Origin of the sequence: Bacillus songklensis, assembly GCF_042649685.1 — a bacterium.
GTDB lineage: Bacteria > Bacillota > Bacilli > Bacillales > Bacillaceae_H > Bacillus_BA > Bacillus_BA songklensis.
The window spans coordinates 605,506-621,999 of record NZ_JBHRZT010000020.1; the positions used below are offsets into that span (position 1 = coordinate 605,506).

The 16,494-nt window shown below is 41.6% G+C and carries 12 protein-coding genes, 1 tRNA gene and 1 other annotated feature; all 13 genes read right to left on the minus strand.

Annotation, left to right across the window (positions count from 1 at the left end; genetic code table 11):
* Window positions 1-230: 230 nt before the first annotated feature.
* Window positions 231-1,898, minus strand: coding sequence for an ATP-dependent protease LonB (lonB, locus tag ACFOU2_RS06085; protein WP_377913189.1), 1,668 nt, complete (start codon window positions 1,896-1,898; stop codon window positions 231-233).
* A 161-nt stretch (window positions 1,899-2,059) separates the two neighbouring features.
* A complete protein-coding gene (gene clpX / locus ACFOU2_RS06090) occupies window positions 2,060-3,325 on the minus strand; it encodes an ATP-dependent protease ATP-binding subunit ClpX (RefSeq protein WP_377913191.1) in 1,266 nt (421 codons plus the stop codon).
* 554 nt (window positions 3,326-3,879) lie between these two features.
* Window positions 3,880-5,163, minus strand: a complete 1,284-nt coding sequence (gene tig / locus ACFOU2_RS06095; protein WP_377913194.1) for a trigger factor — start codon at window positions 5,161-5,163, stop codon at window positions 3,880-3,882.
* 211 nt (window positions 5,164-5,374) lie between these two features.
* A complete protein-coding gene (locus ACFOU2_RS06100) occupies window positions 5,375-6,364 on the minus strand; it encodes a tetratricopeptide repeat protein (protein WP_377913196.1) in 990 nt (329 codons plus the stop codon).
* 122 nt (window positions 6,365-6,486) lie between these two features.
* The gene (leuD, locus tag ACFOU2_RS06105) at window positions 6,487-7,071 is read right to left on the minus strand and encodes a 3-isopropylmalate dehydratase small subunit (protein WP_377913198.1); all 585 of its coding nucleotides are present in this window, start codon (window positions 7,069-7,071) and stop codon (window positions 6,487-6,489) included.
* 13 nt (window positions 7,072-7,084) lie between these two features.
* Window positions 7,085-8,500: a 3-isopropylmalate dehydratase large subunit gene (gene leuC, locus ACFOU2_RS06110; RefSeq protein WP_377913200.1), complete on the minus strand. Its 1,416-nt coding sequence runs from the start codon at window positions 8,498-8,500 to the stop codon at window positions 7,085-7,087.
* Window positions 8,501-8,624: 124 nt separating this feature from the next.
* Complete coding sequence (gene leuB / locus ACFOU2_RS06115; protein WP_377913202.1) at window positions 8,625-9,737, minus strand: 3-isopropylmalate dehydrogenase; 1,113 nt, start codon at window positions 9,735-9,737, stop codon at window positions 8,625-8,627.
* 36 nt (window positions 9,738-9,773) lie between these two features.
* Window positions 9,774-11,309: a 2-isopropylmalate synthase gene (locus ACFOU2_RS06120; RefSeq protein ID WP_377913205.1), complete on the minus strand. Its 1,536-nt coding sequence runs from the start codon at window positions 11,307-11,309 to the stop codon at window positions 9,774-9,776.
* The gene (gene ilvC, locus ACFOU2_RS06125) at window positions 11,296-12,321 is read right to left on the minus strand and encodes a ketol-acid reductoisomerase (protein ID WP_377913207.1); all 1,026 of its coding nucleotides are present in this window, start codon (window positions 12,319-12,321) and stop codon (window positions 11,296-11,298) included. Before ilvC ends, ACFOU2_RS06120 begins: the two co-directional genes overlap by 14 nt.
* Window positions 12,322-12,389: 68 nt before the next feature.
* Window positions 12,390-12,908 (minus strand): acetolactate synthase small subunit, encoded by a 519-nt coding sequence (ilvN, locus tag ACFOU2_RS06130; protein WP_377913209.1) that lies wholly within the window; start codon window positions 12,906-12,908, stop codon window positions 12,390-12,392.
* Window positions 12,905-14,623 (minus strand): acetolactate synthase large subunit, encoded by a 1,719-nt coding sequence (ilvB, locus tag ACFOU2_RS06135; RefSeq protein ID WP_377913612.1) that lies wholly within the window; start codon window positions 14,621-14,623, stop codon window positions 12,905-12,907. The genes ilvN and ilvB overlap by 4 nt, the downstream gene beginning before the upstream one ends.
* 82 nt (window positions 14,624-14,705) lie before the next feature.
* Window positions 14,706-14,972 (minus strand) — a binding site (T-box leader).
* 11 nt (window positions 14,973-14,983) lie between these two features.
* A complete protein-coding gene (ilvE, locus tag ACFOU2_RS06140) occupies window positions 14,984-15,883 on the minus strand; it encodes a branched-chain-amino-acid transaminase (RefSeq protein WP_377913211.1) in 900 nt (299 codons plus the stop codon).
* Window positions 15,884-16,395: 512 nt separating this feature from the next.
* Window positions 16,396-16,472, minus strand: a tRNA-Arg gene (locus ACFOU2_RS06145).
* Between the last annotated feature and the right edge of the window lie 22 nt (window positions 16,473-16,494).

A 16,494-nucleotide genomic window follows, 5' to 3' on the forward strand; every position in this document is an offset into this window, starting at 1 on the left:
AAGAGAAGAATTCGAAAAAGCTGCCCGTCTTATTTTGGACCCATTTATTAAAATCTATTTTAAAGAATGAAAATATATAAAACGCATTCAAAAGTTGAAGGTGCCGCAAAAGGAGAATAGTCCTGTTGCGGCACCTTGACCATGTGCTGCAGTTTATCACTCTCCAGTGGGCAGCAAGCCCCCTGCGGAGTATAGTTTCATGATTTATGGAAATCTCATGTTGTCAAGAATTAAATCGATTCTGTTGCAGAAAAAGAAGAACGATCATCGAGGTCCAAAATGTTTGTTTGGTTAAGCACAAGCGATACTGCCAATACCTCATCCAGATGGTTGACGGGAAGAACTTGAATATCTTCCACTTCCTTCATGATGGAGTTCATGTTCTCTTTTGGCACAACCACTATTTTGGCTCCCGCTTGTTTCGCCGCTTTTATTTTTGGAATGATACCCCCTATTGGTTTGACATGGCCATGAAGGCCGATTTCCCCTGTCATGGCCACCGTGTTTTTAATTGGGATTTTATAAATAGCAGAATAAATTCCTGTTGCCATAGCAATTCCAGCGGAAGGTCCATCAATTGGGATACCTCCTGGAAAGTTGACATGGATATCATGCTCGTGTGCCGGGACTCCCATGGATCGAAGAACCGTTACGACATTTTCAATCGAACTTCGCGCCATGCTTTTGCGGCGGATTGATTTACTCCGGTCCCCGATACTTTCTTCTTCTACAATTCCCGTTATGGTAATATTACCTTTTTCCTTTGCAGGGATTGCTGTTACTTCAATTTCCAGCAACGAACCGGAGTTTGGGCCATGTACAGCTAATCCGTTCACAATTCCGACCTTTGCTTCTTCCTGAATCTTTGGTTCGTAACGGGGAGAAAGTTGGCTTGAGTGAATAACCCACTCGATATCCTCATCTTTAATGTCATGCCGGTTGGCCGAAATGGCGAGACCTGCTGCAATCTGCACCATATTTACAACTTCCCGTCCATTTCTGGCGTATGTAGAAAATAAAGACAAACCATAATCGGAAATTGTCATTTTTACTTTTTCTGCTGCTTTTCTCGCTACGGCCGTAATCTCTTCGCGTTCCAGCTCCCGAAAGAATACTTCAAGACAGCGAGAACGAATGGCAGGGGGAATTTCGTTTGGCGTTCTAGTTGTCGCTCCAATCAAACGAAAATCAGCAGGTAATCCGTTTTGGAAAATATCATGGATGTGAGAAGGAATTTGGTTGTTTTCCTCGCTATAATAGGCACTTTCTAAAAACACTTTGCGATCTTCCAACACTTTCAACATTTTGTTCATTTGAATGGGATGGAGCTCTCCAATCTCATCAATGAATAATATCCCCCCATGTGCATCCGTCACCGCTCCTTGCTTCGGTTGGGGAATACCGGCTTGTCCCATTGCACCGGCTCCTTGATAAATGGGATCGTGAACGGAACCAATGAGAGGGTCTGCAATTCCTCTTTCATCAAAACGTGCAGTCGTTGCATCAAGTTCAATAAATACAGCAGAAGGTTTAAAGGGAGATTTGACATTTTTCTTTGCTTCTTCCAGTACGAGACGAGCTGCAGCCGTTTTCCCGACCCCGGGGGGGCCGTAAATGATCACATGCTGGGGGTTCGGTCCGCAAAGAGCAGCCTTTAAGGAGCGGATGCCGTCTTCTTGTCCTACGATATCATCAAAACTTGTTGGTCTGACTTTTTCGGCAAGCGGCTCTGTTAAAGTGATAGAACGCAATTTTCGCAGGTGTTCCATTTCTTTTTTCGATTCACGGTCAATGGAAATTTTTTGTGTACGCTGATTACGCAATAAATTCCAAAAATATAGACCAATGACAACTCCGAAAAAAAGTTGTATTACGATAACAATGTTAGTCCAACTCATATAAATCCTCCTGCATTCTTTGATGTAATTATATGCTAGTATCTCCCTGCATAAGTTGGAATAAACAGTCTTTCACACAAAAAATACCACTCGAAAAAAGAAAAGGGATTTGATGTTTGACATCAAATCCCTTTTTCGAATTAATGAGAAAGCCATCATTTTTAAGCAGATGTCTTGCTTCCTTCTTCAATCGTTGAGCCATCTTGCATTACGAGTTTTGGAGCTGATTGTTTTGCAACTGTATCAGCTGTAATAATACATTTTGCAATATCTTCACGCGAAGGAAGCTCAAACATTACATCAAGCATAATCCCTTCAATGATCGAACGCAATCCGCGCGCACCTGTTTTACGTTCAATCGCTTTTTTGGCAATTTCTTCAAGCGCCCCTTGTTCAAATTCAAGCTCTACATCATCAAGCTCGAGCATTTTTTGATATTGTTTCACGAGCGCATTCTTCGGCTTCGTTAAAATCTCGACTAACGCCTCTTCATCTAGCTGCTCAAGGCTTGCAATAACCGGAAGACGGCCAATGAACTCTGGAATTAAACCAAATTTCAATAAGTCTTCAGGCAATACTTTCGAAAGGATTTCTTTTTGCGATAAGTCTTCCTGCTTAGCTTCAGAACCGAATCCAATTACCTTTTTACCTAAACGGCGTTTAATGATTTGTTCAATCCCATCAAACGCACCGCCGCAAATGAACAAGATATTGGTTGTATCAATTTGAATGAATTCTTGATGAGGGTGTTTGCGTCCACCTTGAGGAGGAACGCTCGCTACTGTACCTTCTAAAATTTTAAGCAAGGCTTGTTGCACCCCTTCACCTGATACGTCTCTTGTGATGGATGGGTTTTCTGATTTGCGGGCTACTTTATCAATTTCATCAATATAAATAATTCCTTTTTCAGCTTTTTCTACATCATAGTCAGCTGCCTGGATTAGTTTTAATAAAATATTCTCAACATCTTCCCCAACGTACCCTGCTTCTGTTAATGATGTAGCATCCGCAATCGCAAACGGCACATTTAAAATACGGGCTAACGTCTGGGCTAGTAATGTTTTACCGCTACCAGTTGGACCAATCATGGCGATGTTACTCTTTGACAGTTCAACATCGTCAATTTTACTGTTTGAATTAATGCGTTTGTAATGGTTATACACAGCAACAGACAATGCTTTTTTTGCCGCATCCTGTCCAATTACATATTCATCTAAAATTTCGCAAATTTCTTTTGGCTTTGGAACATCTTTAAACTCTACTTCTTCCTCTGAACCTAATTCTTCCTCAACAATTTCAGTGCACAATTCAATACATTCATCACAAATATACACACCTGGTCCGGCAACTAATTTACGAACTTGGTCTTGAGTTTTACCACAAAATGAACATTTTAATTGTCCTTTTTCATCATTAAACTTAAACATGATTTCACCCCTTATAGTTATTCATTTTTACGGAGCCTTTTCCCATCCATTTAGAAAGCCAATAGAATGAAATGTTTTTCAAGTTGATGACAAGCCTCTTCTTTAAGCAATCATGATGCGGATCATTTATCTAAGAACCGTAATGTCCTTTTCCAAGCTTGGCAATAGAAAATTTCGTATTTTCTTCTCCCAAAAAATCCATTTTTCTATGTTTCCCTCAGATCATGAAGAGAAAAAGTATTGTATTGCATTTTACCATAAACGAAAACCAAATAGATACTAAAAACATTCTTATGTACAAAATTCTTTCTAAGCAAGGCTTAGTGCTTAATCGGTATGTAATTTTCATTCTACGGGACTTTCCCTTATTATAATGGACTGTGCTGTGTATCCCGCATTAACTGTCCGTAAAGTAATTTTTCTTAGCACGGAACATCAACGGTCAGTAAATGCCCGATAAGTTCAACTAACTTTCACCGGAAAAAGCTTTGGTGAGAGAAGTTTCACTTTATAAAACAAGGCACGATCAAGTCGCGCCTTGTTCTTACTTATTATTATGCAACAGTTTTGCTGTTTTCTACAAGAAAATCAATCGCTTTACGAATTTTAAGGTCTTCTTTTAAGCCTTCAACGCTCACCATACCTTTGATGTTTTCAGCAGGAATGTTGTACATTTCAGCCATTTTTGCTAATTCTGCTTCCACTTCTTCTTCTGATACTTCAAGGTTTTCAGCTTTTGCGATTGCTTCTAATGTTAAGTTGATTTTTACGCGTTTCTCAGCATCTGGACGCATTTGCTCACGAAGAGCTGCCTCGTCTTGACCAGAGAATTGGTAATATAAATCAAGGTTTAAACCTTGCATTTGAAGACGTTGTTCAAATTCTTGCATCATACGATCGCTTTCAGTGTTAAACATCGCTTCTGGGATTTCTACTTCTGCGTTCTCAGCAGCTTTTTCTACTAGAGCGTCACGAAGAACTGCTTCTGCTTCGTTTGTTTTCTCCGTTTGCAAACGCTCTTGAATTTTTGCTTTTAACGCATCAAGAGTTTCTACTTCTTCATCTACATCTTTTGCAAACTCATCATCTAAAGCTGGAAGTTCTTTTGTTTTGATTTCATGAACTTTCACTTTGAAGACAGCTGGTTTACCAGCTAACTCTTCTGCATGGTACTCTTCAGGGAATGTTACTTCCACGTCTTTTTCAGCACCAGCTTCTAAACCTATTAATTGTTCCTCGAATCCCGGGATGAATGTGCCTGAACCGATTTCTAACGAGTAGTTTTCGCCTTTTCCGCCTTCGAATGCTTCGCCGTCTACGAAACCTTCGAAATCGATGATAGCAATGTCGCCGTTTTCTACTTTGCCATCTTCTTTTACTACTAGTTCAGCATGACGCTCTTGAAGAGTTTTTAACTCGTTGTTCACGTCTTCTTCTGTTACAGTAGTGTCCATTTTTTCCACTTCTAAGCCTTTGTATTCACCCAATTTCACTTCAGGCTTTACTACAACTTTTGCAGTAAAGACTAAGTTCTGGCCTTGTTCGATTGTCTCGATGTCGATTTCCGGACGGTCTACAGGCTCGATGCCAGTTTCTTCGACTGCTTTGCTGTAAGCCTCTGGTAAGATGATATCTAAAGCATCTTGGTATAAAGATTCCACACCGAAACGCTTTTCAAATATCGTGCGTGGCATTTTACCTTTACGGAATCCAGGTACGTTCACTTGTTTTACAACTTTTTGGAACGCTTTATCTAATGCTTCATTGAATTGAGCAGCTTCAACTTCTACAGTTAAAACTCCTTGATTTCCTTCTTGTTTTTCCCATTTTGCAGACATGTATGTTTCCCTCCAAAACATGGTTTTTTAATATAGTAGTTTTGAACAGATAATGAATCTACCTTGTCCATCATCTATCTCATTCCCTACCTTGAAGTATGTAGGAAAAATTGCAAACTTTAAAAGTCTACTTTTTCGCTCACGTAGATGTGCATTATGCAACCACTATATTATACCATACAACTCTATCGTTGCAACTAAACGGGGCTTTTTATATAGTAGAAAATTCTTCAATTTCTCTCACTGTTTCAACGGCCTGGATTAACTCTTCTTCTCCTATTCCATAAAGCTCCGTCATATATTCAGCAGAAGAGTGTAATCCCTGCATGTCCATTGCTACATAATGAATTGCGCTTGCCCACGTAATGGCATCCATCGGTTCCGGAAGAAAAGGAAACAACATGAATAAGTGCCGATGCCAAAGTTCTTGTGCCACTTGCAGCAAAGTAGGGTTCAACTGTCCGATATGCTGTTCAATCGTTTTTTCCACTTCTTGGATGAACGTATGCTGGACAACAGATTGCAAATAAGGCAAATCAATCGTTAAATGCCGATTGAATTTCGTTAATTCCGCTGTTATATTTAACTCTTCTTGCAGAATCCATCTGGCTATTAATGTTTTGACAATGGGGTGAATTTGTTCTTCCTTTAAGATCTTTCGACAAAAGGATACATACCGTTTAATATCAGCGCCTTTCAAGGAACGAATCATGTCCATCTGATGGTTGAGCGTCGCACGTCGAAAACTTTCCCATCGCTCTTCCTCTGACTCTCCTACCACATCATCCCCACTGGTTCTTATTTTAAAAAACTCATACAGTTTATAAAAATGTTCGGCATGTTCGGCAGGGAGCCGCTGTTCCTGCAGTACAGCTGATAACGTTTCGTACCCCTCATCATAAGCTCCGTCCTGAATCAACACCATCATATAAATCTGCAAGACATTGTAGTAGTCACCGATTCCCTGGTGAAGCATTCCTTTACAACGCCGCTTCGCTTCTTTCAATTCTCCGACCTCAAATAAACACATAATCAAGCCAATTAGCAATTCAGGATTTTCTTCGTCCAGTTCCACCGCTTGGTGAAAAAGAGGCAAGGCTTCGTGGTACTTTTTAACCTCCATTAACGATGTTGCTTTTTCGATGATGCGCCTTTTTAAATTGGGAAAAGAAACTACTTTTCCTAAATCTTTAGAACTCATTTGTTTTCCTCACTTCACACCCGTTTGCTTTTCAGTTTAGCAAGGAATATTCTTAAAAACAAGAAAAGTTCCCGGAACGGTAAGGAGAATGAAAAGTTTAACCTGTAAACGGCAAATCCCTTTTAAATTCCCTTCTCTTCATAAGCTTTAATGAACGGTTCAAACGACAAAGTATAATCGATTTCATCCCACCCATTTATCAACATGTTTTTCCAATGATTGTGGATATCGAAGCCGCAGGCAAAACCTTGATCGTCTTTGATGGTTTGCTCCTGTAAATCGATGGTACATGAGTATTCTGCCTGCTTCGATTGTTCCAATAAGTATTTGATGTCTTCAGCGGGCAATACTATCGGCAATATTCCATTCTTTAAACAGTTTTGATGAAAGATATCTGCAAATGAAGGAGCAATCACAGCTTTAAAGCCATAATCCAACAATGCCCACGGAGCGTGTTCTCTTGAAGAACCGCACCCAAAGTTTTCATTAGCCACTAAAATGGTTGTGTCCGCATTCTCAGGATAATTTAGTTCAAACTCTGGATTTAGCGTTCCATCCTGATTATACCGCCAATCAAAAAACAAGAACTTTCCAAAACCGCTGCGTTCAATCCGCTTTAAAAACTGCTTTGGGATAATTTGATCTGTATCAACATTCGAACGATTTAATCCTGCTACTTTTCCTGTATGACAAGTAAATGGCTTCATGTTATCCCCCCTCTTATATAACCACTGATTTTTCTAACGTACGTACATCCACAAAATGGCCGTGTAAAGCGGCCGCTGCAGCCATAGCCGGACTTACTAAATGTGTGCGTGCTCCTTTTCCTTGACGGCCCTCGAAATTTCGGTTAGAAGTAGAAGCGCAATGTTCTCCTTCTGGCACTAAATCCGAGTTCATACCGAGACACATACTGCATCCCGAATCACGCCATTCAAAACCTGCTGCTTGGAAAACTTGTGCTAATCCTTCCTCTTCTGCAAGACGCTTCACTCGTTGTGATCCAGGTACAACAATGGCTCTTACTCCAGGGGCAACCTTCTTCCCTTTTACTACTTCAGCAGCTTCCCGCAAATCGGATAAGCGGGAGTTTGTACAGGAACCAATGAATACATGCTGGATAGCAATCGAGCCGATCGGTGTTCCAGGTTCCAGTCCCATGTATTTCATTGCACTCTGTGCCATCTTTCTCTCCACTTCTGTAGCAAAGCTGTCAAGTGTCGGTACCGTACCTGTGACATAGCTGCTCATTCCAGGGTTTGTTCCCCATGTAACGACAGGTTCAATTTCCGATGCATCAATCTCCAGCGTTTGGTCATACTTTGCCCCCTCATCTGTTGCCAATGCACGCCATCTTTCCACCGCTTCGTCAAACTCTTTTCCTTTTGGGGCAAACATACGCCCTTTTAAATAAGCAAACGTCGTTTCATCAGGACTAATTAAGCCGGCTTTCGCTCCAGCTTCAATGGACATGTTGCAAACCGTCATTCGTTCTTCCATTGATAAGTCGCGAATACCTTCCCCCGTGAATTCAATAATGTGGCCTGTACCAAAATGGATTCCATATTTTTGAATAATAGCCAAAATGATGTCTTTCGCCGTTACATCCTTTTTCTTCTTTCCTTGCACATGGACTTGCAACGTTTTCGGACGTGCTTGCCATAACGTTTGAGTGGCCAGCACGTGCTCTACTTCACTTGTTCCAATCCCAAACGCCAACGCTCCAAATGCTCCGTGTGTGGATGTATGGCTGTCTCCGCATACAATCGTTTTACCTGGTTGGGTTAGCCCTAGCTCTGGTCCGATAACGTGTACAATTCCGTTTTCTTCGCTTTCTAAGTCCAGCAGCTCTACCCCAAATTCCCGGCAGTTATCAGCTAATGTATCAATTTGCTTTTTAGCGATGGTATCTTCAATAACAAAACGGTTCACTGTTGGTACATTGTGATCCATAGTAGCAAAGGTCAAATCAGGCCTTCTTACTTTTCGGTTTGTTGTGCGAAGCCCTTCAAATGCCTGCGGCGACGTTACCTCATGGACAAGATGAAGATCGATATATAACAAATCAGGCTTTCCATCTTCCTGATGAACTATATGCTGTTCCCACACTTTTTCAATAATATTTTTTGGTCGCATCTTCAAAAGCTCTCCCTCTCTTCTTTCCACATGTTATAGCGTATTGATAAAATAAAGGATATCGCCCTTTATCTAACCTGCCGGGAAGACGAAGGGCGATGTCTCTGCTTATATAGGCTGGTACTCAACTATAGCAAGTCATGATTTTAGAGATAGCCGAATCATCAACGATAGCATCAATGATTTCTTCTACCATTTTTGCCGTAGAAATAAAATGCCCTCCACCTACTGATAAATCAGCCGTACGATAGCCTGCACTTAAAACTTGCTCTACCGCCTTTTCAATGACTCTTGCTTCTTCCTCCATTTGAAAGGAATGACGAAGCATCATTGCTGCGGAAAGAACGGCAGCAATCGGGTTAGCCTTATTTTGTCCAGCAATATCAGGAGCAGAGCCGTGTATTGGCTCGTATAAAGATGGTCCCGCCATGGAGAGGCTCGCTGACGGCAACATTCCTAGTGAACCTGTTAACACGGATGCCTCGTCACTTAAAATATCTCCGAACATATTCTCCGTCACCACGACATCAAATTGTTTCGGATTGCGAATAAGCTGCATAGCTGCTGAATCGACAAGCATATGATCCAATGTAACGTCCGGGTATTTCTTTGCCACTTCTTCCGCTACTTCTCTCCAGAGTCGGCTAGACTCCAACACGTTTGCTTTATCAACAGAGGTAACCTTCTTTTTGCGCTTAGATGCAATTTCAAATGCCGTTGTTATAATGCGTTCGATTTCACTGCGTTTGTAAACCAATGTATCAACAGCCGTCTCTTCTCCTTGTTCGACATTACGGCCTCTTGGCTCCCCAAAATATAGCCCTCCTAATAGCTCACGAACGATGATAAAATCAACGCCTTCAACATATTCCCTTTTTAATGGGGAGGCGTCTATTAAACTCGGAGAAAACGAAACAGGCCGTAAATTAGCATACACGTCAAGCGCTTTGCGCATAGCCAGCAATCCCTTTTCAGGACGCAAATGAGGAGGGTTGCTGTCCCATTTCGGTCCTCCTACGGCCCCAAGAAGAACAGCATCTGCTTGTTGGCACATTTCAGCAGTGGCTTCCGGAAAAGGCATCCCTTTCTTGTCAATAGCCTCACCACCAACGAGTCCATACGTAAACTCAAACTCGTGATCAAAACAATTGGCTACTGCTTTGAGTACCTCAACGGCACCTTTTGTAACTTCTTTACCAACACCGTCACCCGGCAATACAGCTATTGTCTTTTTCATGTCACCTCTCCTTTCTGCTCCATAAGAAAATGGCTTCTATATTACTTCTTGCTTTTCACGTGATTCTTGAATAAGTACAATTCGATTAATGGCATTTAAATAAGCTTTCGCAGATGACTCAAGCACGTCATAGGCTACCCCGCGCCCGCTTGCTTCGATTCCATTACATTCAATTTTGACATATACCTCTGCAAGGGCATCTGGCCCGCCGTTAATGGCTTGGATGCGATAATCGACTAACTTCATCTGCATATCCAAACAGCGGCCAAGCGTGTTATAAATGGCTTCTACGCTGCCGGCACCTGTTGCGGCTTCTTGCACAATGGTACCGTCGTATTTTTTCAGTGTAATAGTAGCTGTTGCAATTTGATTCATTCCGTGTTGAACTTGCAACGCTTCCAATTTATATAATTCGTCGCCGTTTACTTGCTTTTGAATCACAAGAGCAAACAAATCGTCGTCTGTAATATCTTTCTTTTTGTCCGCCAAATCTTTGAACTTTTGGAACAGGACATTGACTTTTTCATCAGATAAAGAGAATCCGATCTCTTCCAAACGATTGCGGAATGCGTGTCTGCCGGAATGCTTTCCAAGTACCATTGTTTTTGGTTTCACACCGACAAGTTCCGGTGAAATGATCTCATATGTTGTCGGCTCTTTTAGTACACCATCTTGATGGATACCCGATTCATGGGCAAAGGCATTTCGGCCAATTACGGCCTTGTTAGGCGCAATTACCATTCCTGTTAATTTACTGATTAAGTCACTTGTACGTTTGATTTCATTTAAGCGCATGTTCGTCTCAGTCTGATAAAAATCTTTTCGAGTATGAAGAGCGACTGCCACTTCTTCCAAAGCGGCATTTCCTGCACGCTCGCCAATGCCATTAATCGTTCCTTCAATTTGTGTTGCTCCAGCTTGCACAGCGGCAAGAGAATTCACGACTGCCATTCCGAGATCGTCATGGCAATGAGCAGATAAGTCCACTTTATGAATGTTTGGAACATGTTCTCTTAAGTATTTAAAAACATTGCCGTATTCCTCCGGCGTAATATAACCAACTGTATCTGGAATATTGATTACTTTTGCCCCTGCATCAATAACAGCTGTTACAATTTTTGCAAGAAACGGCAAATCGCTGCGGCAAGCATCTTCAGCTGACCACTGGACGACCGGAAAACGTCTGGAGGCATATTTAACCATTTCGACTGCGGTTTCGAGCACTTGATCAGGCGTTTTCTGTAATTTATGCACCATATGAATCGGAGAAGTAGCTATAAATACATGAAGCCTTGGCTCCGCACTTCCCTTTAGCGCTTCCCATGCAGTGTCAATATCCGATGTAACGGAACGGGCCAGGCCCGTTACCGATGAATTTTTAACAATGGAAGCAATTTGTTTAACTGATTCAAAATCTCCTTTTGAAGCAGCTGGAAAGCCCGCTTCAATAATATCGATTTGTAGGCGCTCCAGCTGTTTCGCGATTTCAATTTTTTCTTGTAAATTCAGATTGACTCCAGGAGATTGTTCACCGTCTCGAAGTGTCGTATCAAAGAATTTAATTTTTTGCACTCGCGACCACCGCTTCTTTCTTTTCTTTTTTAACGAATGGCATCATTGCACGAAGCTTTTCTCCTACTTCTTCAATTAAATGTTCATTTTCTTGGCGGTTAATAGCAGTAAACTCTGGACGATTTGCTTGGTTTTCTAAAATCCAGCCTTTAGCAAACTTACCTTGTTGAATTTCTTCCAATACCTTTTTCATTTCAGCCTTAGTATCTTCAGTTACAATGCGCGGACCTGTTACAAAGTCACCCCATTGTGCTGTATCAGAGATAGAATATCTCATACCTTTAAGTCCGCCTTCATACATAAGGTCAACAATTAGTTTTAACTCATGTAAACATTCGAAATATGCCATTTCAGGCTGATAGCCCGCTTCGACTAATGTTTCAAAACCAGCTTTTACAAGTGCTGTTAATCCACCGCAAAGAACTGCCTGTTCACCGAAAAGGTCTGTCTCTGTTTCTTCTTTGAACGTTGTTTCGATAACACCCGCTCTTGCTGAACCGATACCTTTTGCATAAGCTAATGCTACATCTTTCGCTTCTCCTGTTACGTCTTGATATACCGCGATTAGTCCTGGTACGCCAGCACCTTCTGTGTATGTTCTTCTTACAAGATGGCCAGGGCCTTTTGGAGCTACTAAGAATACGTCCACAAAGGATGGAGGCACGATTTGGTTAAAGTGGACACTGAAACCATGAGCGAATACAAGTGATTTTCCTGGTTTTAACACTGGTTCAATTTCTTCTTTATATACCTGTGGCTGACGCTCATCAGGAAGTAATACCATAACTAAATCAGCTTGCTCAGCTGCCTCGCGAACAGATAATACAGTGAAACCATCATTTTCCGCTTGATTCCAAGACTTACCCTGGCGTAAACCAATCACTACGTCTACTCCGCTGTCACGTAAGTTTTGTGCATGGGCATGTCCTTGTGATCCATAACCGATAATCGCTACTTTTTTCCCTGCTAATAATTGTTCGTTTGCATCTCCGTTATAATAAACTTTTACCATTCTTATTCTCTCCCTTTACCATGATTAATTTGATTATTCTGTATTTTAATATTAATAATCAGCTGGATTTATAAAATAGATGATATTTTTTGATGGGACACTTGCTTTTGAGTTCCTCTCGGAAAAGCAATCGTGCCTGTTCGCATAACTTCTTTCAAGCCATAAGGCCTTAATAAATCAAGGATGGCCTCAATTTTGCCGGACTCCCCGGTTACTTGAATAATAACGCTATCTCGGCTCACATCAATGATTGTGGCTCGAAACGGCTCAATCAACGCATATAACTCATTCCTTGAAGCCGGCGCAGAAGCTACTTTAATGAGAGCTAACTCTCTAGCAACAGTCGCTTGGTCTGTAATATCCTGCACTTTCAGCACATCAATTTGCTTATTTAATTGTTTAATGACCTGTTCGGCTGATTTTTCATCCTCCACATTAGCGACAAAGGTCATGCGGGAAATCCCCTCTGTTTCGGTATGGCCGACCGAAATGCTCTCAATATTGAAATCACGCTTTGTGAATAAGCCGGTAATGCGGTTTAACACTCCCGCTCTGTTGTTAACAGTTGCTGTAATAATTCGTTTCACGGTTTCACCCCCACCATTTCATGCAAACCTTTTCCAGGTGCCACCATCGGGTACACATTTTCAGTCGGTGCCACATAAAAATTCATTAAAACGGGTTCATTAGTTGCAAACGCCTCTTTCAATACTTCATGGGCCTCTTTTTCAGTAGCAGCCTGAAGTCCTTTAATACCGTAAGCTTCAGCTAATTTTAACCAATCTGGCTGATTCGGGATCAAGGAATGAGAGTAACGTTCTTCATAGAAGATTTCCTGCCACTGGCGAACCATTCCTAGTGACTGGTTGTTGAGAATCACTACTTTAACCGGCAAATCAAGCTCTTTAAGAACGGAAAGTTCTTGAAGAGTCATTTGGAATCCTGCGTCTCCTACAATTGCTACAACCGTCGCTTCACGGTCAGCCAATTGAGCGCCAATCGCAGCGGGGAAGCCAAACCCCATTGTGCCCAATCCCCCGGATGTTACCCATTTACGCGGCTCCTCAAATTTATAATATTGAGCCGCCCACATTTGATGCTGTCCGACGTCTGTTGTGACGATCGCTTCACCCTTTGTATATTGATGAATCAATTCAATGACTTGTTGCGGTTTTAACAGTTCATCAGATTGTTCATACCAAAGAGGATATTCTTGTTTTCTTTCGGCCAATTGTTTATGCCACTCCGTAAAGTCCCCTTTCCCGCCTTCTTGGAGTAACAATTGTGTTAAAACTTCCTTCGCATCCCCTACAATCGGAATTTGGGTCGGAACATTTTTTCCAATTTCAGCGGGATCGATATCAATATGGGCTACCTTCGCATTCGGAGCAAAATGCTTAAGATTCCCTGTTACCCGGTCATCAAAACGGGCTCCGATGCTGATAAGCAAATCACATTCATACAAAGCCATATTAGCGGTATATGTCCCGTGCATTCCTGCCATTCCCAAGTTTAAAGGATGATTAGCCGGAAACCCTCCCAAGCCAAGCAATGTATTGGCAACAGGGATGTTTTCTCTCTCAACATATTCCTTAAATTGTTGTGCTGCATTGGCATGAAGCACTCCTGCCCCAGCCAAGATCACAGGCTTCTTTGCTTTCGTTACGGCTTCTGCCAGTTTCTTCACTTGCAGCAAGTTAGGCTGATAAGTGGGTTGATAGCCTGGGAGATTCACTTCTTGATCGTAAGAAAAGTCTCCCGCTCCTGTTGCCATATCTTTTGGAATATCAATCAATACCGGACCAGGCCTTCCTGTTGTCGCGATATGAAAAGCTTCTTTAATAATTCTTGGCAAATCTTCAACATGACGGACTTGGTAGCTATGTTTGGTAATAGGCATCGTAATTCCTAATACATCCGCTTCTTGGAAAGCGTCAGAGCCAATTACATTAGAAGCAACTTGCCCAGTGAAAACAACTAACGGGAGTGAATCGATCATTGCATCTGCCAAACCTGTAACAATGTTTGTTGCACCCGGTCCGCTTGTCGCGATAACGACACCTGGCTTTCCAGAAATTCGAGCATAACCCTCTGCTGCATGAATGCCGCCTTGTTCATGACGCGTTAATACGTGAAACATTCCAGAATTGTAGAGCTTGTCATAAATTGGAAGCACCGCTCCACCAGGGTAACCGAAAATGACTTCTACTTTCTCCCTCTTTAACGCTTCAATGAGCATTTCTGCCCCACTCATTTTTACTTTTGTACTTACAGGTTCTTTCGTTTGCATGTTGGCTCCCACTGTTTCCATCCTTTCTTTCACCTCATTTTTTATAAAATAAAAAGTCTCCCCACCCCATAATAGACCTAACCATTAGTTAGGCCAAAGGGGTGGAAAGACTTTGCTCTCTCCACGGTACCACCCTTGTTCACAATCGTAACGATTGCCTCAAGAATGTGACGAATACGATCACATTCGTTTTGATAACGGGTGCATCCGCTCCTGAACACCCGTCCAACCTTACTCTTTTCATTTCAGGCTGGCGCTCAGAGGTGAGTTCGGCCTAAGGAGGTAACACCGGCTTCCAGCAACCCGGCTCTCTGTGGATACCTTTTTCCTTAGGATTACTTATCCTCTTCTTCGCTTTATATATGTCGGTTTTTAGCTTACATTGGCATTAACGTCATAAACCTTGATACCATCTGCTACTACCCTTTGACGGAATGCTTCCAGCAAGCGTTTTGTATGCTCGCCGGGTACACCCTTACCAATCACTCTTCCATCCACTTTTACAACAGCGATTACTTCAGCCGCCGTTCCAGTTAAAAATACCTCGTCAGCGATATACACATCATGACGTGTAAACGGTTCTTCTTTCACTTCGTAACCGAGCTCTTTGGCAATATCAATAATAGCATTGCGAGTGATGCCCTCTAATGCTCCAAGATATGTTGGAGGTGTATATAATATGCCTTTTTTTAGAATGAACACATTATCAGCGGAACCTTCGGCAACATAACCTTGATCATTTAACATAAGCGCTTCGCTTACCCCTGCTAAATGAGCTTCAATTTTCACTAATACGTTATTTAAATAGTTCAAGGATTTTACTTTCGGACTTAATACATCAGGGCGATTGCGTCTTGTTGCAACTGTAATAATTTCTAATCCTCTCTCATAAAGTTCCTTTGGAAATAAGGAAAGAGGTTCGGCAATAATGACTAAATTCGGCACACCGCAGTTATAGGGATCTAATCCCAAATTCCCGATCCCGCGTGATACTACCACACGAATATAAGCATTTTCTAATTTATTTTTAGCTACCGTATCTACAATGAGCTTTGTCATCTCATCTGGTGTTTGTTGAATGTTCAACATAATGGAATGTGCTGATTTATATAAGCGATCGATATGTTCTTCTAAACGGAAGACGTTGCCGCTGTAGACGCGAATACCTTCAAAGACCCCGTCTCCGTATAAGAAGCCATGGTCATATACAGAAATCTTCGCATCTTCTTTCTTTACAAACTCGTTGTTTAAATAGATCCACTGTTCTTCCACGATGTACACCCTTCCCTTTGTTACTAAAACAAAATAAAGATCTATTCCAAGATACTCATTTTTTAAATTTTTCAAAAACTTTTATTTGAGGACTATCTTACGCCGATTTTCCGGCTTCGTCAACACCTTTTTATAAATTTTTAGACAATTTAGACAAGAACAATAAATTGTATACGCTTACAATATTGGTATAGTAATCTTTCCCCTTTTCAAACTTTTTTGTTCACAAATCGAATCAGCTTAGTATTATTCCATGCCAGAAAATCTGACGAAGCCATTGTTCGGCTATATCGAATACTAATTGTTGAATTTTCTATTCACCGGCAAGTGCTTTTTACCTTTCCGAATTTCAATCATAACGCAAAAAAACGCTCCTTTCTGATAGTGACAATTCACTAACGAAAAGGAGCGCTTTACGCACACGTTCTGTACGATTATTCTATATGTAAATCCATCGGTTTCGATTTTCCGTCGAGTCATCGTATACTTGATGCGATGTGATATGTATAAAATGGCGTCCCGGGAGGGATTCGAACCCCCGACCGACGGCTTAGAAGGCCGTTGCTCTATCCAGCTGAGCTACCGGGACTTAATAACCTTAACGACAATAT

Excerpts from the sequence above, each read along its gene's own strand:
- leuD (WP_377913198.1), bottom strand. The coding sequence starts at position 7,071 with ATGAAGCCATTTACTTGTCATACAGGAAAAGTAGCAGGATTAAATCGT.
- clpX (WP_377913191.1), bottom strand. The coding sequence starts at position 3,325 with ATGTTTAAGTTTAATGATGAAAAAGGACAATTAAAATGTTCATTTTGT.
- tig (WP_377913194.1), bottom strand. The coding sequence starts at position 5,163 with ATGTCTGCAAAATGGGAAAAACAAGAAGGAAATCAAGGAGTTTTAACT.
- ilvC (WP_377913207.1), bottom strand. The coding sequence starts at position 12,321 with ATGGTAAAAGTTTATTATAACGGAGATGCAAACGAACAATTATTAGCA.
- leuC (WP_377913200.1), bottom strand. The coding sequence starts at position 8,500 with ATGCGACCAAAAAATATTATTGAAAAAGTGTGGGAACAGCATATAGTT.
- lonB (WP_377913189.1), bottom strand. The coding sequence starts at position 1,898 with ATGAGTTGGACTAACATTGTTATCGTAATACAACTTTTTTTCGGAGTT.
- ACFOU2_RS06100 (WP_377913196.1), bottom strand. The coding sequence starts at position 6,364 with ATGAGTTCTAAAGATTTAGGAAAAGTAGTTTCTTTTCCCAATTTAAAA.
- leuB (WP_377913202.1), bottom strand. The coding sequence starts at position 9,737 with ATGAAAAAGACAATAGCTGTATTGCCGGGTGACGGTGTTGGTAAAGAA.